General features: G+C 57.4%; 14 protein-coding genes, 1 other RNA gene and 1 pseudogene. 13 read left to right on the top strand and 3 right to left on the bottom strand.

The genetic code is table 11. From position 1 onward, the window contains the following. Positions 1 to 57 precede the first annotated feature (57 nt). On the top strand, positions 58 to 678 hold the full coding sequence (locus OZX57_RS07030) for a DUF5701 family protein (protein WP_277161964.1): 621 nt from the start codon (positions 58 to 60) through the stop codon (positions 676 to 678). A gap of 362 nt (positions 679 to 1,040) precedes the next feature. Beyond that, complete coding sequence (leuA, locus tag OZX57_RS07025; protein ID WP_277161963.1) at positions 1,041 to 2,951, top strand: 2-isopropylmalate synthase; 1,911 nt, start codon at positions 1,041 to 1,043, stop codon at positions 2,949 to 2,951. Between the two features lie 224 nt (positions 2,952 to 3,175). Here the strand turns inward: leuA and OZX57_RS07020 are convergent, their stop codons facing one another. Next, positions 3,176 to 5,527, bottom strand: coding sequence for a transglycosylase domain-containing protein (locus tag OZX57_RS07020; RefSeq protein ID WP_277161962.1), 2,352 nt, complete (start codon positions 5,525 to 5,527; stop codon positions 3,176 to 3,178). Between the two features lie 186 nt (positions 5,528 to 5,713). On the opposite strand from OZX57_RS07020, the gene OZX57_RS07015 reads away from it, so the two are divergent. Beyond that, a complete protein-coding gene (locus OZX57_RS07015) occupies positions 5,714 to 6,856 on the top strand; it encodes an inositol-3-phosphate synthase (RefSeq protein WP_277161961.1) in 1,143 nt (380 codons plus the stop codon). 108 nt (positions 6,857 to 6,964) lie between these two features. Here the strand turns inward: OZX57_RS07015 and glf are convergent, their stop codons facing one another. After that, entirely contained in the window at positions 6,965 to 8,146 is a 1,182-nt protein-coding gene (gene glf, locus OZX57_RS07010) for a UDP-galactopyranose mutase (RefSeq protein ID WP_277161960.1), read from the bottom strand. 321 nt (positions 8,147 to 8,467) lie between these two features. Here glf and ffs point away from each other — a divergent pair. The 5 genes from ffs (at position 8,468) to OZX57_RS06985 (ending at position 18,711) form a co-directional block, all read left to right on the top strand. Next, positions 8,468 to 8,564: signal recognition particle sRNA small type (gene ffs, locus OZX57_RS07005), an RNA gene on the top strand. Positions 8,565 to 8,672: 108 nt separating this feature from the next. Then, the gene (locus tag OZX57_RS07000) at positions 8,673 to 9,776 is read left to right on the top strand and encodes a hypothetical protein (RefSeq protein WP_277161959.1); all 1,104 of its coding nucleotides are present in this window, start codon (positions 8,673 to 8,675) and stop codon (positions 9,774 to 9,776) included. Further along, positions 9,749 to 13,330, top strand: a complete 3,582-nt coding sequence (locus OZX57_RS06995) for a PD-(D/E)XK nuclease family protein (protein ID WP_277161958.1) — start codon at positions 9,749 to 9,751, stop codon at positions 13,328 to 13,330. Before OZX57_RS07000 ends, OZX57_RS06995 begins: the two co-directional genes overlap by 28 nt. A gap of 3 nt (positions 13,331 to 13,333) precedes the next feature. Next, on the top strand, positions 13,334 to 17,767 hold the full coding sequence (locus tag OZX57_RS06990; protein WP_277161957.1) for an ATP-dependent DNA helicase: 4,434 nt from the start codon (positions 13,334 to 13,336) through the stop codon (positions 17,765 to 17,767). Positions 17,768 to 18,006: 239 nt separating this feature from the next. Further along, positions 18,007 to 18,711 carry a GNAT family N-acetyltransferase gene (locus tag OZX57_RS06985; protein ID WP_277161956.1) on the top strand — a complete coding sequence of 235 codons (705 nt, stop codon included), beginning with the start codon at positions 18,007 to 18,009 and terminating at the stop codon, positions 18,709 to 18,711. A 170-nt stretch (positions 18,712 to 18,881) separates the two neighbouring features. Here the strand turns inward: OZX57_RS06985 and OZX57_RS06980 are convergent, their stop codons facing one another. Further along, positions 18,882 to 19,748 carry a MerR family transcriptional regulator gene (locus OZX57_RS06980; protein WP_277161955.1) on the bottom strand — a complete coding sequence of 289 codons (867 nt, stop codon included), beginning with the start codon at positions 19,746 to 19,748 and terminating at the stop codon, positions 18,882 to 18,884. 253 nt (positions 19,749 to 20,001) lie between these two features. On the opposite strand from OZX57_RS06980, the gene OZX57_RS06975 reads away from it, so the two are divergent. The 5 genes and pseudogenes from OZX57_RS06975 to dapA all read left to right on the top strand — a co-directional run bounded on the left by OZX57_RS06975 (position 20,002) and on the right by dapA (position 26,427). Next, positions 20,002 to 21,516: a carboxylesterase family protein gene (locus OZX57_RS06975; protein WP_277161954.1), complete on the top strand. Its 1,515-nt coding sequence runs from the start codon at positions 20,002 to 20,004 to the stop codon at positions 21,514 to 21,516. Positions 21,517 to 21,531: 15 nt separating this feature from the next. Continuing rightward, on the top strand, positions 21,532 to 22,779 hold the full coding sequence (locus OZX57_RS06970; protein ID WP_277161953.1) for an MFS transporter: 1,248 nt from the start codon (positions 21,532 to 21,534) through the stop codon (positions 22,777 to 22,779). A gap of 320 nt (positions 22,780 to 23,099) precedes the next feature. Beyond that, positions 23,100 to 24,455, top strand: coding sequence for an MFS transporter (locus OZX57_RS06965; protein ID WP_277161952.1), 1,356 nt, complete (start codon positions 23,100 to 23,102; stop codon positions 24,453 to 24,455). 155 nt (positions 24,456 to 24,610) lie between these two features. Continuing rightward, positions 24,611 to 25,363, top strand: a complete 753-nt coding sequence (dapB, locus tag OZX57_RS06960) for a 4-hydroxy-tetrahydrodipicolinate reductase (RefSeq protein WP_277161951.1) — start codon at positions 24,611 to 24,613, stop codon at positions 25,361 to 25,363. 150 nt (positions 25,364 to 25,513) lie between these two features. Next, a pseudogene (dapA, locus tag OZX57_RS06955) lies at positions 25,514 to 26,427 on the top strand (4-hydroxy-tetrahydrodipicolinate synthase). Positions 26,428 to 26,897 lie beyond the last annotated feature (470 nt).

The raw sequence follows: 26,897 nt of genomic DNA, 5'->3' as shown, positions 1-26,897 counted from the left end.
GGCTTGGAATCGTAATCTTCTCGCTGCTTCATCATGAGCAAGTGACATACTGGAACCATGTCGAAGGCATCTCAAGAAGCACAGAAACAACTGGACCGCATCGTGGCGTTGGGCTATCCCGATGTGGCCGATATGAGTGCGGCGGCGTTCCGTGCGCTCGCGCGTCCGCTGATTGATGCCTTGAAAGACAGCGATTTGGGCGAGAACATCCTGTTGGTGCCAACTCATGAACTGGTGAGCCCCGAATCGTTGATTGCTCGAACCAGCATCAACCGCATGGCCGGCTTCACCACCATGCCCCCGCGCGATGTCGCCAGTTTCCTTCCGCAGGACGGCTTCGAACCGCCGGAAGGCCCGTTCTACTTGGTGGTCGATCCGCACACCGGCACTGCCTATGTCAACCGTGAACCAGACGTCGCCCGCAAACTCATCGATTCCGACGAGCGCATGCCGCTGACGCTCGAAGAAGGCCTCGCCATCGCCACTCAGCATCCTGACTGGCTGGTCAAGAAGAATGGATTCAACCTGCTTGGTTCCCGCAGCGCCGACGGCCGCGTGCCCAGCATTTGGATGAGTCAGAATGCCCCACGCTTGGGCTCGGTTTGGCCGACTTCTCGTCACACTTGGCTCGGCAATGCTTACTGCCAAGCCCGTCGTGGCATCTCCTTGTTCCGCTGAGTGTTTCGCAGAGATTGTCTGTTGACCGTAGTTTATTGACTATGCGTTACCTATATTCTCGTTTCCATAGCAATTCCAAAATGATTCCTCTAAATTGTCAATGGGGAATAGCTTGCGCTTGCTCAGGGCAACAAAAATAGCTCTAGGAATGCGTGCAGTACCTTCGAGCGGCCGCAGTGAGCGTGAATGCAGATTTCGTTTTTCTGCGTCAAATGGTGGAATATAGGCGAATTTATTGCTGCAAGCCGCCTATTATTATCATTTATACGCTTTCGTAAGATTATTAAATTTATCGAAACGTATATCGTTTGTTGACATCGTGCCGCAACCCGCGGTGCGTTACACAAAGAAAAGGAGGAGTGATGGGTCAGGATCAAGAATCATCAGTATTCGATCTCGCGGCAGTCGCCGCACAGTCCAATGGAGGTAACAACGACCTGCTGCTGCCTCCGCCGCGTTTCGTGGGAGAACCGCAGAAGCCCAGCAAGATGCCGTACACGAAATATGTCGCGTATGATAAGCAGATTCCGTTCGACTATCCTGAGCGCACCTGGCCGGATAAGAGGCTGCGCCGTGCGCCGCGTTGGTGCTCGGTCGATTTGCGTGACGGCAATCAGGCTCTGGTCAACCCCATGGATTCCGAGCGCAAGCTGCGCTTCTGGAACCTTTTGATTTCCATGGGCTTCAAGGAGATTGAGGTCGGTTTCCCGTCGGCTTCCGACACGGATTACGATTTTGTACGTTTGCTCATTGAACGTGAACTCATTCCGGACGACGTTACCATCGTCGTGCTCACCCAGGCCCGCGAGCATCTGATTCGCAAGACCTATGAATGCCTGCGTGGTGCCAAGCGTGCCGTGGTGCATTTCTACAATTCCGTTTCTGTCCTGCAGCGTGAAGTCGTCTTCCGCAAGGACAAGGAAGGCATCAAGAAGCTCGCGACCGACGCAGCCGAGCTTTGCAAGGACCTTGAAGGTGCGGCTGAGGGTACCGACCTGTATTACGAGTATTCGCCGGAGTCCTTCACGGGCACTGAGCCGGATTACGCCGTTGAGGTGTGCAATGCCGTCATCGACGTCATCAAGCCGACGCCCGACCACAAGATGATCATCAATCTGCCGGCCACCGTCGAGATGACCACTCCGAACGTTTTTGCCGACGAGGTCGAATACGTCTCCAACAACCTGAAAGACCGCGATTCCATCGTTCTTTCGTTGCATCCGCACAATGACGAAGGCATGGGTGTCGCCGCCACCGAACTGGCCGTGCTGGCTGGTGCCGACCGCGTCGAGGGCTGCCTGCTGGGCAACGGCGAACGCACCGGCAACGTTGACCTGGTTACCGTGGGTCTCAACATGCTCACACAGGGTGTCGATCCGCAGATCGATTATTCCGATGTGCCGAAGATTCGCAAGACCGTCGAATACTGCAACCAGCTCACCATCTCCGAGCGTCATCCGTATGCTGGCAACTTTGTGTTCACCGCCTTCTCCGGCTCCCATCAGGATGCCATCAAGAAGGGGCTCGAAGCCCGTCAGGCTGCGGCCGAACGCGCAGGAGCCAACCTCGACGATTTCATCTGGCTCGTGCCTTACCTGCCTATCGACCCGAAGGATATCGGCCGCAGCTACAAGGCCATCATCCGCGTCAACTCGCAGTCCGGCAAGGGCGGCATGGCCTACTTGCTCAAGACCAACCACAATCTCGACCTGCCCAAGCGCTTGCAGATTGAGTTCGAGAAGGTCGTCCAGAACTACGCCGACACGACCGACAAAGAGGTCAAGGACGACGAGATTTGGCGTCTCTTCAAAGACGAATACCTGCCCATCGAGGAGAACGGTGCGTTCGCGGCCAGCGAGGCTGTGGGCGACGAGAGCGACGACAGCCTCGAGACTTGGGGCCGCTTGAAGCTGCTCAATGTCTCGGTCAGCTCCGGTGCGGATGGTTCCGACACCGTGCTCAAGGCCAAGCTGCTCGACCGCGGCGCCGAACCGGGTGCCGACCCGATCGAGCGCGAGGTTTCCGGAGCCGGCAACGGTCCGCTTGATGCATTCCTCAATGCACTTTCTTCAATCGGCTTGGTCGTCAGCGTCATGGATTACGCCGAGCATGCCATGACCGCAGGCACCGACGCTATGGCCGCCTCGTATATCGAATGCCAGATCGGCGGCGAGGCCAACGCTCAGATTATCTGGGGTGTCGGCATTGATTCGTCGATTACCACCAGCTCGCTGAAGGCGATTATCTCCGCGATTAATCGTTCGATGCGCTGATTGATTCACTGATTTCTAGTTGTTTGGTTGCTGCGTAGCAAAGAGATGTGGCAACCAATCGACTGAACAGCTGAACAGTGGAATAACCAAACCGTAAGAAATGCCGATGGCGTTCCGCGTAATCATTGTGGAATACAAGAATATCGGTAGTCGATTATTGAAAATGGGTTTGCACCTTATTGGTAAAGGTACAAACCCATTTTCTGTAGGGAATTGAAGTTGGCCTATTGCCCGCCGGTGTTTTGTTGCTGACCTTCGGTGTTGCTGCTGGTCCCATTGCCGGATTCGTTCCCACTGGCATTGGGTGTTTCGGCGGTTCCGCCACCGGTTGTGTTTTGTGTGCCGGTCCCGTTCTCATTGCCGTTATTGCCGGTTGTGCCGCCTGAATTGCCTGAAGGAGTGCCGCTGTTGCCGGAAGTGGAAGAGCTGTCGGATCCATTTGAACTACTGTTTCCGTAGCTTCTACGGCTGTATCCGCTGGAACCCGATGATCTTCCAGCACCGCTGCCCCAGGTCCCGTCGGGTCCACCGATCTTGCCTTCGTCGTGGGCGACGGGGAAGGTCTCGTTGGGCTGATTGGCCAGTGTCTGCTTCATGTATTCGGTGAACAGATGGGCAGGGTACATGCCACCGGTGCCGTAGCCGTCGCGCAAAGGCGTGATTTCCTGCGGACTGCCGTTCGCGCCTGGATTCCACATCGCGAAGACGGTGACCACGCTGGGGGTGAAGCCGATGAAGCTGCCTGCCGTGGAATCGTTTGCGGTGCCGGTTTTACCGGCGATGGTCTTGCCCACCTTCCGCACTTCCGTGGCGGTGCCATATTGCACGGTGCCCGTCATGGCCTTGGCCACCAGTGCCGTGTCGTTGGCGCTGAAGACGCGTTCGCTGTCGGTGGGGGCTCGGTACATGTCTTTGCCGGCGGAATCCTTGACGCTGGCCACGATATGCAAAGTCGGCTTGTTGCCTTGGTTGGCGATGGTGGCGTAGGCCTGCGCGATGTCGGAGACGTGCACGCCGTCGTTGCCTAGCACGGTGAAGGGGTTGTCGCCGGTAATCAGCTTCGGATTCATGCCCGCGGCCTGCGCGGTCTGTGCCACCTTCTTGGCGCCCAGGTGCTGCTGAAGGTCCATGTAGACCGTGTTGACGGAATTTGCTGTCGCATTGTAAAGATTGGTGTAGCCGTATTGCTCGTTGCCGAAGTTTCTGACCGGCTGGGTGATGCCCGCGTAGGTGCGCGGCGAATTGCCGTTGAAGGTCGTGTTGAGGCTCACCCCATCCTGAATGGCCGCCAACAGCGCGAACGGTTTCATGGTCGAACCTGGCTCGTAAGTAGCCTGTGTGGCGTTGTTGAGCTGTTTGGTGAGGTAGTCGTCACCTCCATAAAACGCGATGATGGAGCCGTCTTTCGGATTGACGCTCATCGCTCCGGTCTGCATGCCTTGGTTCAGGATTTTGGAATTCTCCGGGGTCGACGGACTTGCGGTGTTGAACATCAGATCCTGCTTGTCCTTGTCGATGGTGGTGACGATGGTATAGCCGCCAGTGTCGATGTCGTCGCGTGTGAAATTGCCGCTGCCAATCAGCTCGTCGCGAACCATCTGCAGAATGTAGCCGTTCGTGCCCTTATAGGAGCTTTGCTGCGATTGCGGCGGTATGGTCGGCGGCATCTGCTGCGCGGCCGCCGCGTCTTTGGAACTGATGTAGTTCTGCTTCTCCATGATGTTGATGACACGGGTGTAGCGCTGCTGCGCACGTTTGGGGTTGATCGCCGGGTCCCAGGTCGAGGGGGCCGGGATGATGCCGGCCAGCAACGCCGATTCGGGCATGGTCAGGTCTTTGGCATCCTTATTGAAATAGGCCTTTGAGGCTGCCTCGATACCGTACGCGCCTCGTCCGAGATAGATGGTGTTCATGTAGTTGCACAGCACCGTGTCTTTGTCCTGCGATTTGGTGATCTTCATCGCCAGAATCGCCTCGCGCACCTTGCCGGAGTAAGTGTGGGTGTCACCCATATAGTAGCGTTCCGCATACTGCTGGGTGATGGTGGAGGCGCCTTGCCGTGCTCCGCCGCTCACGTTGTTGAGCAGGGCTCGCACGATGCCCTTGAAATCGACGCCGGTGTCTTTGTAGAACGTCTGGTTTTCCGAGGCCACCATGGACTGTCCGACGTATTTGGGCAGTGCGTCGCAGCTGATGATTTCACGGTTCTGGGTAGCGAAGCTGCCGACCTCGGTGGTGCCGTCGCCGTAATAGACCTTGGTTTTCTCTGCCATGGCGATTTTCTCTGGCAGCGGGATTTCGGTGGTGGCGTAAAGGTAGGCGAAGGTGCCCACGCCTGCAAGGATGAGCACGGCGATGATGCCCAACGTCCATTTGAGGATGCGATGTTTGTGCTGCTTGGGCTGTTTGGGCGTATTGCGCTGTGGGCCGCGTGTGTTCGGGCGTTTGCCCGTGGTGTTGCCGCTCCGCCGCTGATGCTGATTGCGTGGCTTTGCGGAGTTGCTGTAGTTGGGTCGCGGTTTGGCTCTACCCGAGCCGATGGAACGTGCCGGAACTCTGCGGGACTCTCTAACCATGCCAACTACCGTAACTGCTCCCCCTGAAAAAGTACTGGGATTGACGGGTAAAAATGGCATATTTAGTCGAAAATGTGTAGTTTTAATATATGGTATTGCGCACATTGCGCGTGTGCTGCTGTCCTTTTCTTTATGAGGCGCTAAACTCAATAGTGGAATTTTGCACGTGAAATAAAGGAGTCGAATATGAGTATTCGCGTGGCAGTAGCAGGTATTGGTAACTGCGCCTCGTCCCTGATTCAGGGTGTCGAGTATTACAAGAACGCGAAGGACGACGAAAAGATCCCCGGCCTGATGCACAACAACTTCGGTGGCTACCGGGTTCGCGACATTGAGTTTGTGACGGCATTCGACGTTGATGCCCTCAAGGTAGGCAAGGATGTCTCCGAGGCCATCGGGGCTTCGCAGAACAACACCTACAAGTTCTGCGACGTGCCGAACATGGGCGTTGAGGTGCTGCGTGGACCGACCTATGACGGCCTGGGCGAGTACTACCGTCAGATGATCACCGAGTCCGACGCCGAACCGGTCGACGTGGCCCAGGTGCTGCGCGACAAGAAGGTCGACGTTCTGGTCAGCTACATGCCCGTCGGCTCCGAAGAGGCTGACAAGGCCTATGCTCAGGCCGCGATGGACGCCGGCTGCGCCTTCGTCAACTGCCTGCCCGTCTTCATCGCTTCCGACCCGGTCTGGGCCCAGAAGTTCCGCGATGCCGGCGTGCCGATCATCGGCGACGACATCAAGAGCCAGGTCGGCGCCACCATCACCCACCGTGTGATGGCTCGTCTCTTCGAGGATCGCGGCGTGCGTCTCGACCGCACCTATCAGCTCAACGTCGGCGGCAACATGGACTTCATGAACATGCTGCAGCGCTCTCGTCTCGAGTCCAAGAAGATCTCCAAGACCCGCGCCGTCACCTCGATCGTGCCGCACGAGATGGAAGACCGCAACGTCCACATCGGCCCGTCCGATTACGTGGCATGGCTCGACGACCGCAAGCTTGCGTTCGTGCGCTTGGAAGGCACCACCTTCGGCGATGTGCCGCTGAATCTTGAGTATCGCCTTGAGGTTTGGGATTCCCCGAACTCCGCCGGCATCGTCATCGACGCCGTGCGTGCTGCCAAGATCGCGCTCGATCGTCACCTCTCCGGCCCGATTCTCGCGCCGAGCTCCTACTTCATGAAGTCCCCGGCCGTGCAGCATGAGGACACCGAGGCTCGCCAGCTGGTGGAGAAGTTCATCAAGGGCGACGTTGAGGCTGATGAAGCTGAACTCGATGCCGACGTGAAGGCCGCCAAGGACAACGGCAAGGATGTCTGGCACGCCTGAGTGAAACGTTGATACGTGGCAAGCAAATAGCCGCGTGAATAGCATTGTGGGGCTGCAACCTGAATGGTTGCAACCCCACAATCGTTTATTGGCTGTTATCGGTGGTGACTACTTGCTCAGCAGCGGGCCGACCTGCTTTTCGTAGGCGATGAGCGCCGAGTTGATGACCTGGTGCATGTCGTAGTAAGCATAGGTGCCGAGACGACCGCCGAAGACGACTTCCGGCTCCTTGGCTACCAGGTCCTTGTACTGCTGATAAAGCTTCTGGTCGTCGGCGGTGTTGATGGGGTAGTAGGGCTCGTCGTCGCGTCCGGCCGAACGGCTGTACTCTTCCCAAACCACGGTCTTGTCCGGGTTCTGGGACTCCTTGCGCTCCGGGTTGAAGTTCTTGAACTCGATGGCGCGGGTGTAGGGCACGTCGGCGTCCACACGTTTCATCACCGGGCAGCCGAAGTGATCGCCCTCGTCATAGCGCTGCTCCTTGAAATCGACGGTGCGCCACTTGAGGTCACCGAGCGCGTAGTCGAAGTACTTGTCGACCGGGCCGGTGTAGACGATCGGCACGCGGCCAAGCAACGCCTTCTTGTTGAGAGGCTGGCTTTCGTCGAAGAAATCGGTGCTCAAGGTGACGTGAATCTTCGGGTCGTCGATCATGCGCTGCATCCAGGCGGTATAGCCGTCCTTGGGCAGACCTTCCCACGTGTCTTTGAAGTAGTGGTTGTCGTAGGTGAAGCGGACCGGAAGGCGCTTGATGATCGAGGCTGGCAGCTCGGCCGGGTCGGTCTGCCACTGCTTGCCCGTGTAGTTCTTGATGAACGCCTCGTAGAGCGGGCGGCCGATGAGCTGGATACCCTTGTCGTTGAGGTTGCTCGGGTCGGTGCCGGCCAGCTCGCCCGCCTGCTCCTTGATCAGCTCCTGCGCCTGAGCCGGGGTGTAATGAGAATGGAAGAACTGGTTGATGGTCCCCAGGTTGATCGGCATGGGGTAGACTTCGCCGTCGTGCGTGGCGTAGACGCGGTGCTGGTAGTCGGTGAATTCGGTGAAGCGGTTGACGTAATCCCACACGCGCTTGTTGGAGGTGTGGAAGAGATGCGCGCCGTACTGGTGAATCTCTGCGCCGGTTTCCTTATCCATATAGGAGTAGGCGTTGCCGCCGATATGCGGGCGGATGTCGATGATCTCGACGGTGTGTCCGTTCTCCGCAGCCTGCTGCGCGACGGTCAGGCCGAAGAGCCCCGCTCCCACCACCACCAGATCAGGCAGTGAGGTGTCCTTTTCGTTATCGGTCATTGCAGTTTCCCTTTCCGCCTCATAATCGGCTTTTCGTCAGTTCCTTGGCCTGCTCGAAATGCGTCTTTCGGCGTTTTCGACCACGGATGAGTTGAATTGATGTCGTTTTCAATCGTCATCCACCATGTACGTTGCCGTGTGTTTTCGGCGATTAACGGTTCCATGATACTCGTGGGCTTGGTTTTGTCAGCTCCTGTAGCACTGTTGATATTATTCAACTCCTTATCAAGGCCGTTCCCCAAGGGATAGAACAATATGGTTCTCTGCTTCAGGCGCTGATTGTTCACTGGATGCTGCGCGGTCTGGGCATGGGGTATACTGATTAAGCCTTCACGTGGCGTTATGTCACCCAAATCCCCCAGGGCAGGAATGCAGCAAGGGTAAGTGGCCTCTGTCGGGTGCGTGAAGGTTTTCTCATCTTTAAGCCCAGCTTCATCAATGGCGATGTCGGCTGTTGGGTCTTGATTCGGCTGTCAAGGAATTCAGGGTAGGCGACCACACCGGCCTTTAGACTGGAGCAATGGCTATGAGTGGAAACGGTACATTGGATTTCAGCGATAATGCCGCAATGGATGCGGTGAAAACTTTGCTGAATGAAACAGCTGATGTGTCGATGGCTGCCAATGCTCAATCCGTCGATATTGCTGAGATTCCGGTTTCCTCGAACGAGTCTACTGCTTCCTTAGCCGATTCCTCCACCGAGACCAATATTGACCAGAGCGCTCGCACTTATACGCTTCTGGTGGCTGGTGCACCATGTGCAGGCAAAACCGAGTTCGCGCTGTCGGCAACGCTCGAGGGCATCTCGCGATTCGGCGATTCCAAGGTGTTCATGGCGGTTTCGGGGCGACAGGCGGCCGATAAACTTTCCGATCGAATCATTCGTGCCGTCGGTTCCACTTCGAGTGCCCGGCCGGTCACCACGCTTTCGGCCATCGCGTTCAAGCTGCTTTCGCAAGTTCGTGAGAGTAGACACGAGCCGTTGCCGAAACTCTTGAATGGCGCTGAGCAGGATGCGTTGCTGCGCCAGGTTGTGGCAGTGCATGTCGGACATGCCCGATCCGGCGAGTTGTGCGATACCTGCGAGCTGATGCGCCAGTATTTCGCCGCCGATGATTGGGTCAATACTGTCTACGGCGATGACGGGAGTGAATCGGGCCGTGGTTCTCGTGAAGCGAATGGTCGTTCTCGTAGCACGCTTTCGGGCCAACAAACGTCGAATGTTTCGGATATCGATGGTCAACTTCGTTCGACATCGCAGGGCAGCGGTTCCAGCGATGTTCTTTTCGCCCGCGGTATCAACGATGCATTGGTCATGCAATTGCGTGACATGCTGGCTCGCATGGATGAGCTGGGCTTGGGTGCGCAACGCGAGGACGAGGTGCTCGCGATGCTTGCTGATGCGCAGGATTCTGGGGACGGCTATAGCCTATTGGTGGAACGGCTTGGCGTTCAGTGGCGGTTGGCGTTCGCGTTGCGGCGTGAGTATTCGCAGGCGGCGGCTGATAGCTATCCGGGGAGTTTCGCCTTGATTCCTCGCGTCTGCTGGTCGAAGGTGCACAGGCTGCCGCGCAAATTGACGACTCGGTACTTCCGAAATTCGTGGCGGTTGACGATTTCCAGGATCTGACGCTGGCCGGGCTCTCCTTCCTGGAGATGTTGGCACGTCGTGGTGTGAAACTGTTGCTCGTCGGCAATCCTGATGAAGCTGTACAGACCTTCCGTGGTTCCTATCCGGAATATCTGTTCACGCGTGCGCAGCAGGCTCCGCTTTCAGCCGAGTTGATGACCTTGCCAGCCCGACCGATTTGCAAAACTGTGAAGACTTCGGACGGTTCTGACACCACCGAGGGGAATGGTGCCTTTGCATCGCCGTCATATCTTGATCTTCTGGCTTCGCGAGTTTCGTTGTCCATTGCCGCGAACGAGGATACTTCGGTAGCGTTGCCCAACAGACCTGGGAAAATGCCACGTCTTGAGTCGAGTCTTCCCATTAAGGCATTGGATGCCAACAATCCCAAGCTGAACGACGGCAGCGTCGCGACCGCACTTTACCGCACTTCACGTGAAGAATTGGACGATGTGGTCTGGCGTATTAAGGAAGCGCATCTTTCCTCTGGCTGTCAATGGAACGATTTCGCGGTGATTGCCCACGACAACGATACGGTTCGTGCATTCGGCGAGCGGCTGCGGGGCGACGGGGTACCGGTGCGCTATTCCGCGGTCACCAAGCCGTTGAAGGATGATCCGAGCGTCCAAGGCCTCTTCGCGCTGCTGGAACTGGCCAAATTACGGCATGATGGCATCGACGCCTCCGATATGTCGTTGAGCGAGACCGCAAAGTATGTGCGCAGCCGGGTGCAGACCTTGCTGGAGAGCCCGTTGGTAAGTCTGCGTTCGTCTTCGGCGGGTTCCACTTCGTCATCACCTGCGCGTTTGGCGCCGGTGGAATCGGTGATGAAAGCCATCGCGTCACTGGCGCATGTCATCGACGAGTCCGCAGTCGACCGGGCGGATATTGCCGATGTCACCGCTGCATTGCCTCGTTTGCAGCAGTATTGGTGCCAGTTGCGTGACCATGTGCTGGCAAGAAGGCAGCAGGGCAACGTATGGGTCGACGACAGTCTCATTGACCAGAGCGCCGATGCTGTCGACGATGAGGCGGATATGCCATTGGGCGTGGATGCTCTCTATGTCATGCTTACTTTCGATATGGCTGAAAAACCGTCCGGCAATAGTGCCTCTCAAGAACAAGCGCAAACCGATGTACCGGAATCTTCCGATAGTGATGAAGCCCGAAGCGTCGCGGGCGAGGTATTGGAACTTATCGCAAACGTAGGCAGTGACGCCTATACGCGCGCATTCGCCCACGTCTGGGATCTGGTGGGAGAGGTCGAGCAAGGCTTGTCGGACTTACCGAGCCGGGAGCCTCAGTATGTGCTTTCTCTGGCCTGGGATGCATGCCATGTGGCCAGCGCGTGGCAGGTTCAGGCGCTCGCGAACAACGCCGACGGCCGAGCCGCCAACGACAGGCTCGATGTGATGATGCGGCTTTTCGCCTATGCTTCCGGGTCCGGCGCGAAGCAAAGCGTTGGGGACTTCATCTCCAGCGTGCGTTCGATGCGGATTGAGGCGGATTCGCTGGCCAAGGTCGCACCCGTTGACCAAGCCGTCACGCTCACCACCCCTGCCGGCGCTGCAGGCGGGCATTGGCGTTTCGTGTTCATCACCGAAATCCAGCAGGACGTCTGGCCGAATCTTGCCGCCCGCAACACCATGTTCGGCGGTGAAAATCTTGCCGATATCGTCTTGCACGGCAAGATGCGCGACGAGCGAGCATCTGGCATGGCCGGCGTCGATTCGGAACTTGCTCAGGTGCTTTCGGCCGAGCAGAAAAGCTTCCTGGTGGCGTTGACGAGGGCGAGCGAACGGGTGAGCCTGAGCGCCGTGCTGAGTGACGACACCGTGCCGTCCGATTTTCTGTATACCTATGTGCCTGAATTCTTCGACCGCTTACGTGATGCCGACCTTGAAACCCGGGATTACACGCCACTGGCGGATTCCGGCCGATTTGCTGGACTTGACACCGACCCGCGTGGACTGGTCGCTGCCTCCCGTATCGAACTGATGAGCCAAACCGATGCGGACACAAACGGTAATATGGAAGTTCGTGCTGACGGTGCTTTGGATAATGGCGGAGTCAATTCCCCGCACCTTAACTCGGGGGACGGCACGTCATCTTCCGCTGCGCGCGTTCGTGATGCCGCCGTCTCATTAGCGTTGCTTGCTGACGCCGGACTTGGAATCGCCAATCCTGATAGCTGGCCATATACCTTCAACACGAAGGACAATGCCGGCGTGCAATCCGAAATCCCGCAAAAGACGAATGCCGTGCATGTTGATCAATCGTCGTCTACGGCTTCGACGGTGACGCTTTCGCCTTCGCAGGTCGACCGAATCTGGGCCTGCCCGGTCTGCTGGATGCTGGAAAGCCAATTCGCCGGTCCGCGTCCTTCCAATGCCGCCACCAGTTTCGGCACCCTGATTCACAAGGTGGCTCAGCTTGCCAATGAGGCCGGCCTCGATGCCCCGGATTTCATGGCAGGCAGTTCCGAAGAGGAACGCATTGCAGAAATAACTGCCCGCATGATGCATATGTACCATGAGCTTGCCGACGACTTCGATGCCATCGACGACCCCGAGCAGCGCTATCGTGCGGAGAGCAAGGACGAAGGCGCACAACGGACGCTCACCGATATTGCCACGTATTTCGTGACTTCGAACGACGCGGACTATCCGTACGCCAATCTCAAGAACTTCACTGTGGGCCATCTGCGGCGTGCGGAGAGCGAATACGAGTTCGCCGCAAAATTCGGTCTTGACGATATTGGCGCAGCCTATAATGCCATCGACGGCATCGACCCGATTGGCAGTGATGAACTCGCGGCCATCATGGGCGTGCTGAATGGTGGCTGGCCCGAAGGCATGACCCCCGACTTGCAGATACGGTTGACCGGACGCATCGACCGCATAGAATGGCGAGATTTGGGGGACGGCAAAGAGCATGTGCGTCTGATCGATTGGAAAACCGGGCATAAACACGATGGCAAGCACATGTTCAACGATTTGCAGCTGGTCTGCTACCAGCTTGGGCTCGCTTTCCCTGAAGCAGAGCGAAATGAAAAGAACGGCGAAAACGGGGCTTCGGCGGTTCTGCCGAATGCCGGGTTGCATGGCGTCGATGCGCTCAAGGCCATGCCCGACATCACTCAAAGCGCGTTGTTCGATGTCGACCTGGCTGCGGCCCCGGCGCAAAGTCACGGGGTTCCGGAAACGCTTTTCCAGCCGCCGCTGTTCCATGGCGGGGCATTGAACAACACTGGTTTCACGCCACGCAGTTATTATTCCAATCTGCAAAAACTTGCGGACTCGCCCGATCTGCCGGACGACGCGCCAGAAGGCGTGAGTGCGTATGCCTGGGAGCAGTTCCTTTCATTGCGCGGAACCCAAGCCGTTTGGGCGTTGACCATGATCTCGCGGATCTTCTACGCCGCGGCGGCTTCGCGCTCGAGCATTTTAGTCGCCCGTCCGCAACCCGACCATGTCACCTGGTGCAACATGAAAACGGTGTGCCCGGCCTGCGCCGGCGAAGTGGATACGGTTTACGAAGTGAGGAGAGGCTGAGAGATGACGCAGGATAATCAACGGTCACATGGTCCAGCAGCTAACCAAGCTCCGACGGACAGCCCCGAGCAGGCCGCCGTCGTCAACGCGCCCAAGGACGCGGACGTGCTCGTGGTCGCAGGCGCCGGATCCGGCAAAACCTACACCATGACCCGCCGCATCATCAACCTGATCAAGGTCGGCGTGCCGCCTGAAAAAATCCTTGGTCTCACCTTCACCCGCAAGGCCGCCTCGGAGCTGCTCGGCCGAGTGTCGAGCGCCGTGGCCGAAAACGCGCGAATGGATGAAGCCGAGGCAAAAGTCTCCGACAACCCGCGTCGTGCCAACGTTTTCCTGAAGCCGCAGGTCTCCACCTACGATGCATTCTTCCAGTCCATCGTGCGCCAGTACGGCCTTTTGGTTGGCTTCGACCAGAATACCCAGCCGCTGAGCGAGGCCGGGGCCCATCAGCTTGCCGTCACCGTCATCGACGACAACATGGATATTCTGCGCGGGCAGGGATTCGGCAGTTTTTCGGATATCGTCACCAAAGTGTTGGATCTTTCCAATGCCATCAGCGGTTCGATGATCGGTGAACATTGCGCCAGCGTGCCCGAAGCCATCGCTCGAATCCGCGAATGGGATCAGGCGTTCATCGCACAGATGGACACCGTCATCGACGACGAAAAGGTGCCCGAGGACGAGCCGAAAGCGCTGAAACGCAAGAAGAACGAGACCGACGAAAAGTTCGCCAAACGTTTGTCCGAACATCGTGACGACTATCATCGGCTTGCGATTTACCGCAGTGCCGGCTTGCGTGATGTCGCGCGAAAACGTGAGATTCTGCTGACCCTGGTCGAGCGTTACCACGAACGCAAGCAGCAGCTCAATATGGCCGAATTCAACGATTTCACCGTGGCCGCCTACGCGTTGATCACGCGTTTCCCGTCGATAGGGGAGCGTCTTCGCCACCGCTATACCCACGTCCTGCTCGACGAATACCAGGACACGTCCACCACGCAGGCCGCACTTATTGCCGCATTGTTCCATCCTGATGGTGCGCAGCCGGAGTCAATGAACGTCTTCGAATCCGTGGACAGCATTGCCTCAGACGACAATTCAGAAGGAAGCGTTTCGCAGATTCACGTTTCCCGCCAGCAATTCGCATCGGACAGTTCCGCGGTCAACGCCGTCGGCGATCCTTTCCAGTCCATTTACGCATGGCGAGGCGCAAGCCCTGGTGCCTTCCGTATGTTCCAGCGCGATTTCGGTATGGACGAGACCGCCAGGCCGTATTCGTTAAGCGTTACCCGTCGCAATTCCCAGGTGGTGCTCGAAGCTGCCAACGACCTGACCCAACCGTTGCGCACTCCCGATGCAATCCCGTCAAGTTCGCCGATGCGGGAAGTGCCTGTGCCGGCGCTGACCACGATTGACGGCGCCAAAGAAGGCACGTTGGGCGTGCTTGGTTTCGATACGCTCGGTCAGGAAATCGATGCCGTGGTGCGTTTTGCCAAAACCTCCATCGCCCGGCACACGCCGACTGACCCGAGTGCGAAAGACGTCCGCCCGCATGTCGCCGTCCTGTTCCGAGGCAAAAGTAATATGCCCGAATTCGCCGAGGGGTTGCGCAAAGCTGGGTTGACGACGCTGACTGTGGGCTATTCGGCACTGCTGGACCGTCCCGAAATCCGCGACGTGCTCGCCTTGCTCCATGTTGTCGCCGACCATGCGGATTCCAATGCTTTGATGCGGCTTTTGGCCACGACAAGGTTTGGCTTGGGTAGCAAGGACCTGAACGCTTTGGCAAAGCTTGCCAGCCGTCGCAACGACGAATACCGCTTCCGTGCGTTGGCGCAGGCCGGTTTGGTGCCGAGCGATGCCAAGCCGAGTGAGCAGGCGAAACTGGTCGCCGAGCATCGCGACCAAGTGCCCAACATGGTCTTCCTTGCCGATGTTCTGATGGATAGTAAGCTTGAATCTTCGCTGGATTCGCCTCGGATTGCTTCGCGTTTCAGCGCTTCCGGGCTTAGGGCCATCCGTCATGCCGCGAAGGTCTTGCAGCAGGTCAATGCCGTCGTCAACCATCCGCTTGCCGAAATCGTCGAGACGGCGGTTGAGTCACTCGATCTTGATATCGATACCGTTGTGGCTCAAGCATTGCAGGAATCAGGTAGGACAATCGAGCCGGCGTTGGCGCGATCACCAATGAACGCTCTGGTGGATCTGGTCAACACGTATACCCAGGAAATCACGGAAGGTACCACGCCGACATTGCGCGGATTCATCTCCTGGGTAGATTCGCTGAGCAGCATTCCCGATGAAATGGCGGCAGTCCCGAGCGACCCGGTCGACGTGGTGCTGATGACTATCCATCAGGCGAAAGGCCTCGAATGGGATTCCGTGGCCATCGTCGGCATGAAGGCTACGAGTTTTCCGTCCAATCAGGGGGACAGGCTCAAGATTGAACTGGACGAAGATCATATCGGCGGGTTGCGTGATGGAGTCTGGCAGTCGCCGCAATATCACGAAACGGCCAATACCTGGCTGGATAACCCGGCCGCCGTGCCCGTCCCGGTACGTGCCGACGCCGATATCCTGCCTCGATTCCCTCACGATATGGCGGTCGGCGACGATCCGCTCGAGGCCCTGCAGGAACTCTCCAGCGTGGAGATTGTGGCGAATGAGTCCGAAGGTCTGATGCGCGTCTTCGACGCGATTGATGGCAACGACGGTAGCGGCGGCCCTGTAAATTACCTGTCTCAGCAGGAGGAATACGGTCGTAGACTTCATGCGGACGAACGTCGCCTCGCTTACGTGGCGTTGACGCGTGCGCGCGAAGAAGTGCTGATGACTTACAGCCGTCACGCCAATATTTCCCGTAATCCCGAAGTCGCAGGTACGCGCAATGCCTCCAAAGAATCGAATTTCTTCGCGGAAGTCCGGGACGCGTTGGCTCATCACGATGACGTGGCTATTGCGGGCAGCGGAAGCGATGACGGCAATGCAGGCAGGGATGCTGCAGTGCCGAACGCCAAAAGCAGCGGTTCGAAGGCGATTTCGGAAGCTGGTACCCCCGCAGAAGCCAACGTTTCCGACACTGATGCGATTATGCAGAACGGCACATCCGCACCTGTCACCTTGGCGCAGCTGGGTGCCGCTAAGCCCGATGGCATCTTCGTCGGCGCTCAGGCAAAGGAATACGAGCAGGCCGTCGTTGAACAAGCTTGGGAAGATCCCCTTGAAGACGAGCAGCAGGAAGGTGAATCGTTGCCATGGCCCGCTTCGATGAGCGAGGAAATGGACTCGCGGTTGCGGCGCTCGGCCACGCTGACCAGCAAAACGCACAAGCGTCTCGTTGCGCAAGCCAGAGACGCGGGAGCTCAGCATAGCGGTAGCGTTACGGCTGCATCTGAAACCGACAACGGAACCGAAAACGACGTCATTGCCGAAACGGTCAGTCGCGTAGCCGCCAATCTGCCGGCGGGTGAGTCGCTGGCCGAGCGGACCCGTATGTTGTTGGCCGATGAAGATTTGATGCCATCCACGGAAATCATCGGAAACGATGGTGCGTCACCGTTGGCGGGTGTTAGTACTTCCAAAAATGACCGTAACGGCAAATCGGGCGATTTCAGCGCTGCTGGCAAGATCGGTAATGCCGATGCATTGGATGCCGAAGTGCGTATCCGCGGTGAGCGTATTCTCGCCAACCACCGGCAGAACGTCACTTCCCTGCAGGCCAGCGCCGGCAACATGAACAAGCGAGAAGCCCAGGAATACTGGCGCGGCTTGGTTCGTCCGATTCCGCGAGTATCTTCACCTGCCGCAGAAGCCGGCACGCGTTTCCATGCGTGGGCGCAGCGTTTCGTCGATGCTTTTGGTGAGGACGAAGTCTCGGAGGTGGCTATTGACGGCGGGCTATCGGCCATCGCTGCAGGCAATGAGCCTGAAACGCGAGCCTCGCTGATTGCCGATCTTGAGGAGGCGGAGCAGCATCTGCAAGCCGACCAGACCGCAACGGATCGCAAGATTCAAACCTGGCAGCGGCGGCTGGTGGAAAGCCGCTGGGCCTTGCGTCGTCCGTATGCGGCTGAGCAGCAAATCGTCGTCGCGATTCCTGAGCTTGGCAACCGAATCGTCAATGGCAAGCTTGACGCCGTCTTTTATGGCGGACTTGACGAAAACGACAAGACCAAGCGTTTCACCGTAGTTGATTGGAAAACCGGCAAGAAACCGACGACGCAGGAAGATATCGACCACAAGCTTGCCCAGCTCGACATGTACCGGCTTATGCTTTCGGCGATGAAAGGTATCCCGCTGGAGAGTGTGGACGCTACGCTTTATTACCTGAGCGCCGCTTCCGAGAACCAGCGGGAGATCTACGCTTTACCCAAATCCGAGGCCGAGATTCTTGCCGAATTGAACGCGGGTATCCCTGTTGGGTCCGATGAAGATTAGTCATTTTTCGCGGCGATGTATATTATTTGGTGATATATTGTATGAGGATTACCCATTGGCGTATTGTATAAACCTTGATGGGGTTATGGGTATGGTTGGCAGCGTAACGGATTATGCGTATGATGCATTGACTTTATTTGACTTTGCTCGTAAAGGCTTCGGGATGAAAGGCCCATTGTCGCTCCGGTAGGGGCCGCAGGCGGCAAGAGGGGAAGATAACTATGGAGGAACACAAACTTATGCACAATGAACCAAAGGGTGATGCTGGAATCGGAGTGGTCTACGCGCCGATGCTTTGGGGTGACGTCGAGGCAATCACCAAGCAGTTCGATGAGACGTGGGGGCATTATGCGCCCATCGGCAACGACAAAAAGCTTTCGATGCTGCTGTCCTATCATTTTGTATTGCATTATCTTGAGCCGGCCACACGCGGCGAAATCGCCCACAAGAACGGCGAATTCATGGGCGTCACGCTTTCTCGCGTCGTCGGTCAGCCGGTGATGTTCCAGAATGTCGCCGAAGAAATGGCGAAGATCGATGAGCGAATCAACTCCATTCCGGCCGGACATAAGGCGCTCGCGGACCTCGAACTCGGTTTCGAGATCGAACGGCGTATGGAACGCCAGACCGCCATCAACGACAAGGCCCCGGCCGAGGTCGAGCTCTTCCTTGTTTCTCAGGCCTCCCGTGGCCATGGTGTGGGTGGCGAGCTGTGGCGCCGTGCCATGGAGAGCTTCGAGCGCTTTGAGGTGCCGATGTTCTATCTGCACACCGACACGGATTGCGATGTGAGCTTCTACGATCGTCATGGCATGGAGCGTATCGCCGAGCGTCAGGAGCAGCGTCATCCCGACGATGGCCGTGATCCGCAGATGGCACCGACCAAAATGTTCATCTACGCCGGTGTTCCCGCCAAAGTCAAGGAATCTGTATCCCAAAAGTAACGATGAATTATCGTCGGCGTCATTTCGGAAGATGATGCCGGGCATTGGATTTCAATGATGTGCTGACTTGGGAAGTCAGTACAAGCGTCCAATTGCGAAACGGATAAACGCTGGAAGCAACGGCTGCCAGAGACCTGCACGAGAGTGGTCTCCGGCAGCCGTTCGCATATTTATTCGGATCTTGTCTTCATGGCTTGCTGTTCTGTCTCCGTTGGTTTCACCGGAACCTCGATTCGCGAGACGTGTTCGTCGAAATGGTCGGATTCGTATGAGCCGATCAGACACATTTCGATGGGGTCTCCGTTTATCAGATAGCCGCGCTTGGCGATTTCCGTTTTCATTTCTTCATAGATTTTCGCGCATTCCAGGAACGGGCCTTTGAACGTGCGGCAGGCGTACAGGCCTTTGCCGATGATGTAGGGAATCTTGGGATTGCGCTCGCCAGTGTAGAGCATGATCGACTTTGATGGGAAACAGCCGTTCACCTTGTGTGTGGTGTCGACCAGATAGGTTGGTATGCTTCGTAGCGTTTTCAGACGCTCGTGTTTGTTGACGGCCATGTATTGCGCGAAGGCGTAAGGGATGTCCTCGTAGAAAAGCAGGTCTGTGGAGACCAGTTCGCAGGGCCTGTCGTCGAGTTGCTCGATGGTCATCGTCGAGGTTTGTGCGTCGGAAAGCGAGTTCAGGTCGTGTTTGAGTTCCTGGACGATGTCCTGTCGTTGCCGGGTGAGTCTGTCGATTTGCTCTTGCACCGATTCGAGCTCTTTGTCGAGCAAAGCCAATGTCGACTTGAAGTCGTGGTGTTTGAGATATTCCTGGATGTCATCCAGGCTCACGCCCATCGTGCGCAGCTCCATGATGACGTTGAGTTTGAAGAAATCGGCCGAATCGTAGACCCTGTATGCGTTATAGGGATTCCTTTTGGGCACCACGAGCCCGAGCTTTTCGTAATAATAGAGAGTGTCGATGCTGACACCGTAGGTTTTGGCGGTCTCTTTGATTGATTTGCCGCCGTTGATGAGATGTTTGACGTGCATGAGTGATGTCACCTTTGAAATCTCTGGACTAGCACAAGGGTTGTTTACTGTCATTTTAATCTTCTATTCATCAAACGGATACTGATTTACCTAGATTAATCGTTCTATGTAGATATTTTTGTCGTATTTTCTCGTGTGTTTTCGGCTTGACCCTCCTGCGGCTCAGGGGTATAGCCTGAAGCCGATTTGAGGATTGGACGGTGCTGTGTGCCTGCACATATCGGCCATGACCTCCTTAGAGAAAGGAACGATAATGCCGAAAGTCACTACAAAAACCGGCGTGCTGACCGGTAAGGAACTTGAAGGTGGCGTTCATGCCTATCTGGGCGTGCCGTATGCCAAGCCCCCGGTGGGTGCCATGCGCTGGCAGTCGCCGCAGCCTCTGGATCCAAGCGATCGGGAGATTGACTGCACCGAGTTCGGCAAGGTTCCGATGCAGAAGGTCGATCCCGTCATGGTCGATTCCTGCATGGAAATGAGCGAGGACTGCCTCAACCTGAACGTCTGGGTCAAGAACCCCGAAGGCAAGAAGGACCTGCCCGTCATGGTCTTCATCCACGGCGGCTCCTACATGGAGGGCGGTATCGCCGATCCTGAGATCAATGGTGCTCAGTTCGCCCGCCGCGACGGCGTGATCATGGTCAACATGAACTACCGTCTCAACGCGTTCGGCTTCCTCAACGTGGGTTCCCTGCCCGGTGGCGAGGAATTCCAGGATGCCAGCACCTGCGGCATTCAGGATCAGATCGCTGCTCTGAAGTGGGTTCACGAGAACATCACCGCGTTCGGCGGAGACCCGAGCAACGTGACGCTGTTCGGCGAGTCCTGCGGAGGCGGTTCGGTGCTGCTGCTGTGCGTGGCACCAAGCGCCAAGGGCCTGTTCAAGAAGGCCATCTGCGAGTCTGGCCCGATTCAGCTCTACAACACTCCCGAAACCAGCGCCCCGTATGCCAAGGAGGTCATGGAACTGCTCGGCTGCAAGACCGCGCAGGAGCTCGCTGCCGTGCCGGTTGGCATGGTTCAGGAGATCGTGTGCAACAAGTTCTTCTACAACCACGAGCATGACGTTTCGTTGCTGTACGCGCCGACCTGCGATGGCAGGGTGCTGCCCAAGAAGCCGCTGCAGGCTCTGAAGGACGGCGCCGCCAAGGACATCGAGCTGATGATCGGCACCAACAACGACGAATTCGCCTATTGGGGCCTTTATTGGGATCTCGCCACTCAGATGCCGGACTTCTGGCACCATCAGGCGGTCATCCACTTCGATGGCAAGCTTGACAACGACAAGTACGAGACCGCTTGGGCCGAGGCCTATCCCGACCAGGATCCCGGCCGCCGCTATCTGGAGTACACCAACCAGATCGGTTTCCGCGTGGGCACCGATCTCATTGCACAGTATCAAGCCAAGTACAACAAGGTCTATCACTATCTGTTCAAGTACGAGTCCAAGGTTCCGGGCATGGGTTCCTGCCACGCGCTCGAGCTGCCGTTCGTGTTCGACAACCGCGACGTGGTCGGCGTCAACAAGGGCCTGACCGGTGAGGTACCGCCTCAGGGTCTTGCCGATCGTATGCAGGACGCCTGGGCTTCCTTCGCCCGTACCGGCGACCCGAGCAACCCTTCGATTCCGAAGTGGGAGCCTTACGACGCCGACAACCGCAACACCATGGTCATGGATGAAGACGCATGGGAATGCAAGAAGAACATCAACGATAAGAATGACGAGCTGCTGCGTTCTGCATTCGAAGAGTGCCTGCTCGAAAAGTAAGAGAAAAGAACAATCATGGAAAAGAAACAAGCTCCCGCATACCGCTGGGTCATCCTGGTGGTCGTATGCCTGATCGGAGTGCTGTCGAATTACATGCAGTATCAGATTTCGGCCATGGCCGTCTCGCTGACGCCGCTGCTGAAGATCGACCCTGCCGGCTTCTCGACACTGCTGATGATGCCTATGCTCACCGCGGTGTTCCTGAGCATCCCCATGGGTACGTTGGGTGACAAGATCGGCCCGAAGCGCGTGGTCTTCTGGTGCCTCATCATCGCCGTCATCGGTGCGTTCCTGCGTACCTTCTTCCTGAACTTCCCGATGCAGGCCATCTCGATGTTCCTGCTGGGTGCCGGCATCGCCGCACTCAACGCGAACCTCATCAAGATCTTGAGCGTCTGGTTCGGCGACAAGGCGCAGGTCGGCATGGGCTTCTTCTTCGGCGCTGCAGGCGTCGGTGTTATTCTCGCCCAGATGGTCGCCCCTCGTATGAGCGTGTTCGTCTCGTACCTGACCGCCGCCATCATCCTGGCCGTATTCACCGTCATCTGGCTCGTGCTCATCAAGGATGTGCCTAACGGGGTACAGCTTCCGCCGGCTTCTGGCGAGTCCCCGGTCAAGTACTTCGGTGTGGCCGCCAAGTCCCGCAATGTCTGGCTGATCGGCCTGTGCTATGGCTTCTCCATGGCCGCCTCCACCGCGTTCGCCGGCTTCATTCCGCAGACGCTGCGCACCATCAACCACTTCGACGTCACTACCGCCGGCCTTGTCGCTTCCGCTGCCGCCTTGGGCTCGATCATCGGCTCCGTCATCGGCCCGCAAATCAGCTCCAGGCTGCGTACATGGAAGTGGTACCTCGTGTTCACCATCGTGGTGGGTGCTGCGCTCATGGTCTTCTTCTGGGCCGTCGTTCTGGGCATGAAGGCTGCGCCGGCCATCCCGGTGCTCTTCATCATCATGATGATCTCCGGCACCTTTGGCGCCATGAACGGCCCGATCGTGCAGGCCATGCCGTATGCGCTTCCTGAGATTCGTGGCAAGTACGCCGGCAGCGCCGGTGGCCTGGTCACCGCTGTGGGTCTGCTTTGCGCGTTCCTCATTCCGGTTATCGTCTCCAAGATCTGCGGTGCGAACCTGATTCTGAACCTCGCCATCGAAAGCGTCATCTTCCTGGTTTCCGCGGTGTTTGTCATCGCGATGCCGGAACTCGGCCCCGGTGGCAAGATTGCTCAGCAGATTGCCGCCAGCGAGAAGCAGCAAGCCTGAGGCTGAGTTGCGTTTGATGGCTTGATTCGTCTGTTCAGATCAATGCTGTCATCTCTAACAAGAGGGACTCGTCATTTTCGGCGAGTCCCTTTCTCTGTCTTGCGCGTCGCATGTTGTGGCATGTGCGCCGATAAGAGGCTACGCTCTTTGGTTACGCTGCAGGCTTTTCGTCCGTGACGGTTGGATAGACTGGTTAAACATATTGAAAGCATCGAATTAAGATGCATGGGGGATACGGCAACCCGCGATATCAGGCCATTGTGCTGTGTGTTGGGGTTGCCTGATTGGGCATAATTGGTGTCAGAAGGGATTGATGGGTAGTGAATAAGGCAGGTCGTAGCGTGCCAACCCAGCGTCATCGCTCGCCATACGGGCGGCTTTTCGCCATCCCTGGTGCCAAGGCGTTCTGTATTTCCGGAGCAGTGGCTAGGCTTCCGATTTCGATGATGAGCCTTGGCATCGTGTTGGCGTTGAACCACATGTACAACAATTGGACGGTCGCCGGCACGATGAGCGCGGTTTATATCCTCGCTGTTGCCGCCGTCACGCCGCTCTACGCCCGGCTGTTTGACCGGTTCGGCCAGCACAAAGTCGGCTGGGTGGCGTTGACGCTTTCCGTGGTGTCTATGCTTGTTTTCGCTTTCGCCGCATGGGCTCGTGTCTCGATTCCCGTCTTGTTTGTTTTGGCGATTCTGATGGGCTGCACGCAGTTCTCATTCGGTGCCTTGGTGCGTACCCGCTGGGCCTACGCGCTGCGCGACCCCAAAGATGGTGCCTTGCTCGATACTGCCTATGCGCTCGAAGCCGGCATCGATGAGATGGTCTTCATCTTGGGCCCCATCCTTGCCGCTTTCCTGGCGACTTCCGTGAGCCCTGTCTCCCAGTTGTTCGTGCCGACCATTGCCTGCGCGGTCGGGGGAGCAGTGTTCTTCTCGCTGAAAGACACGCAACCGCCGGTGATTGAAACCGTGTCGGTCGCCGCTGCTTCGCCTGGCGACGAGGATGTGAAGGCTGCCACTGCCAATCTCGGCGGTACACAGGGTGCGCGGCTTGACGAGGATGGCGTAAGCCTCCGCCAGCTGCATACCCATGCCCCGAAGCGCAAAAGCGTGTTGCTCTACGCTGGAATTATCCCGCTTCTGGTGGTTTTCGTTGTCTTCAACATGAGCTTCAACGAGTTCGATGTCTCGGTCACTGCGATGATGAAGGCCATCGGCCGCGAACAGTTGCTCGGCCTGCAGCTGGCCATGTTCGCCGTCGGCTCCTGCATCGGTGCGTTCATCTTCGGCTCCAAGAAGCCGAAAGGCTCCAACTGGCAGCACATGGTGATCTTCCTTTCGCTGCTCACCTGCGGCTACGTGTTCTGCCGCCTGACGATGGACAACCTCATTCTGCTTGGACTCTGCTCGGTTCTTTCCGGCCTGTGTGTTTCGCCGCTGTTCGCGACGGGCAACCTTATCGTCAAAGACATCGTTCCGCCCAGCAGCTTGACCGAGGGCCTTTCCTGGGTTACTACGGCCGGTTCGGTTGGCACGTCCTTCGGCTCGTCCCTGGCCGGCATGGTGCTCGATGTCTCCAGCCCTCACGTTGGCCTGCTTCTGCCTATCGCCACCACGTTCGCCGCGGTGCCGTTGGCGGTTCTTGGCTGGTTCCTGGCTCGAAAGCACGCGGAATAAATCGTTCTGCTCCGCGCATAGTGCAAAGCTATTGGTCGAGATTGCATAGCGTTGTATCGCTTGCCGAAAACTGTGAGGATTCGTTCAGATGTTCCCTTGCCGCCGTATTGTGGCGTATAGGTAGATAACAAGAACATCACGAAGGTGAGGTCAACATGATTCGAGTTTCGGTAGTCGGTGCTCAAGGGCGCATGGGCGGCAGCGTGGTCGAGGCCGTCAAGGCGGCGGACGATATGGAAATCGCACTGCAGATTGGTGAGAACGACGATGTCGCGGCCGTCACGCCTGACAATACGGACGTGGCCGTGGAGTTCACCGTACCGAGCGCATCGCTGGGCAACGTGCTGAAACTTGTGGCCCAAGGCGTCGATGTGGTGGTTGGCACCACCGGCTGGACCGATGAGAAATTGGATCAGGTCAAGGCTGCGCTTGCCGAGGCTCCACGCAAGGATCAGGTCGTGTTCATCGCGCCGAATTTTGCCATTTCCGCTGTTTTGGCCGACAAGTTCGCCGCCGAGGCCGCCAAATACTTCACTTCTGCCGAGGTCATCGAGTTGCATCACCCCGACAAGGTCGATGCGCCTTCCGGCACCGCCATTCACACGGCTCAAGCGATTGCAGAGGCCCGTAAGAAGGCCGGCTGCGCTCCGATGCCGGACGGCACTCAAGGCGAGGCAGCCTCCCGTGGCCAGATCGTCGACGGTGTCCATGTTCACGCGGTGCGTCTGCAGGGCCTCAACGCTCATGAGGAAGTCCTTCTGGGCAACACCGGCGAGCAGCTGGTCATCCGCGCCGACAGCTTCGACCGTGCCTCGTTCATGCCGGGCGTTCTGCTGGCTGTGCGCAACATCGCCTCTGGGTCTCACCCTGGCTTGACTGTTGGCCTTGACGCATTTCTTGACCTCTGAGATTCGTCGCTAATTCGTTTGTTATGCCGTCGAATATGGGTCCAGCCTGTATTCGGCGGTTTTGCGTATTCGGGCAAGGATAATATGCATCGCAATCTTGTTGTTTATTGATTGCTGATAAGCGTCTCGCCCGAGAAGTAGCGTTAAGGTATGAGTGAGTCTTCTATGCATCTACTTGATCCAGCGCCATTCGGCCGGGTTATCCCCGCTATGGTGACGCCGATGCACCATGATGGTTCCGTTGATTTCGAAGCATCTGCGGCATTGGCCAAGCATTTGGTCGCTTCAGGCGCCGATGGCCTGTTGGTCAACGGCACGACCGGTGAGTCGCCGGTTACCCACATGGACGAGAAAGTCAAGCTCGTTCAGGTCGTGAAGGATGCCGTCGATGTGCCGGTGATTTCCGGCGCTGGCTCCAACGACACACCGCCCATACGGTGCGCATGGTCGAGCAGACTCAGGAAGCTGGTGCCGATGCGGTGCTGGTGGTTGCTCCTTATTATTCCCGTCCGTCGCAGGAAGGCATTTTCCGTCATTATCAGGCGGTGAACGAGTCGGCGGACAAGCCGATTATCGTTTACGACGTCCCCGGGCGTACCGGCGTTCATATCGAGCTTGAAACTTATCGCAGGCTTGCGGAGCTTAATCATATTGAGGCCGTCAAGGATGCTACGGGAGATATCGCCGGATCAGTGCGAAAGCGCATGGAAACCGGTCTGACTTGGTATTCTGGTGATGATGCGCTGTTCCTGCCGTTCCTTTCCATCGGAGCGGTCGGTATTATTTCGGTGATTGCGCACGTGGCGTCGAACCCGATGCGTCAGCTTGCCGATGCCTTCGACCGTGGCGACATCCATGAGGCCCAGCGCCTTGCGGTTCGTTTGGCCCCGCTGGTCGATGCCATCAACGGCACCGGATTCCAAGGAGTTATGGCCAAGGCCGCGCTGCATGAGCGCGGATGGCTTGACGAGACCATGATGCGCCTGCCGAATGTCGGACCGAGCGATCCGGAGTTCAAGCGTGCTCATCAAGGCATGGTTGATGCCGGTATCTTGGAAGCTTAGGTTTTAGAGCGTTTGACAATCAGACACGGCAGAAGCATAACTCATCACAGCGGGGAGTCGGTGGCGCGTAAGCGGCCGCGGGCTCTGTTCCGCTGTTTTTATTCCTCGTCTGTGCACAGGCGCAGACAATAAGTAAACAGAAGTTCAGTAACAGATATGACAGATACAGAAGAAAACACTACAGCGCAGACCACGCATCGTCGTGGCAGCGCCAGCAAGGCGCGCGACCGCAAAAGCGAGGCGCCTGCCGAGAAAACTACGAAGCGTACCAAGCGCACCAGCACGAAGCGTTCCGGTTCGAGCGCTGACGCTAAGCGTGGCGAATCCCGCGGTTCCTCTCGTTCCGGCGGACGTCGTTCAGGTGGCTCCAATTCCTCGCGTAATGCGCGTGGAGGCAGCCGTTCCAATGGCCGTCGTAACCCGCGCGCCGTCTCCCGCACTCCGGGAACTTCGCCTAACCAGGACGCCGT

Source organism: Bifidobacterium sp. ESL0682 (genome assembly GCF_029392815.1).
Taxonomy (GTDB): domain Bacteria; phylum Actinomycetota; class Actinomycetes; order Actinomycetales; family Bifidobacteriaceae; genus Bifidobacterium.
This window is presented reverse-complemented; position numbering and strand designations above follow the sequence as displayed.

Coding starts and splice junctions, on each gene's coding strand:
- OZX57_RS07030 (WP_277161964.1), top strand. CDS start 58: ATGTCGAAGGCATCTCAAGAAGCACAGAAACAACTGGACCGCATCGTG.
- leuA (WP_277161963.1), top strand. CDS start 1,041: ATGGGTCAGGATCAAGAATCATCAGTATTCGATCTCGCGGCAGTCGCC.
- OZX57_RS07020 (WP_277161962.1), bottom strand. CDS start 5,527: ATGGTTAGAGAGTCCCGCAGAGTTCCGGCACGTTCCATCGGCTCGGGT.
- OZX57_RS07015 (WP_277161961.1), top strand. CDS start 5,714: ATGAGTATTCGCGTGGCAGTAGCAGGTATTGGTAACTGCGCCTCGTCC.
- glf (WP_277161960.1), bottom strand. CDS start 8,146: ATGACCGATAACGAAAAGGACACCTCACTGCCTGATCTGGTGGTGGTG.
- OZX57_RS07000 (WP_277161959.1), top strand. CDS start 8,673: ATGAGTGGAAACGGTACATTGGATTTCAGCGATAATGCCGCAATGGAT.
- OZX57_RS06990 (WP_277161957.1), top strand. CDS start 13,334: ATGACGCAGGATAATCAACGGTCACATGGTCCAGCAGCTAACCAAGCT.
- OZX57_RS06985 (WP_277161956.1), top strand. CDS start 18,007: ATGCACAATGAACCAAAGGGTGATGCTGGAATCGGAGTGGTCTACGCG.
- OZX57_RS06980 (WP_277161955.1), bottom strand. CDS start 19,748: ATGCACGTCAAACATCTCATCAACGGCGGCAAATCAATCAAAGAGACC.
- OZX57_RS06975 (WP_277161954.1), top strand. CDS start 20,002: ATGCCGAAAGTCACTACAAAAACCGGCGTGCTGACCGGTAAGGAACTT.
- OZX57_RS06970 (WP_277161953.1), top strand. CDS start 21,532: ATGGAAAAGAAACAAGCTCCCGCATACCGCTGGGTCATCCTGGTGGTC.
- dapB (WP_277161951.1), top strand. CDS start 24,611: ATGATTCGAGTTTCGGTAGTCGGTGCTCAAGGGCGCATGGGCGGCAGC.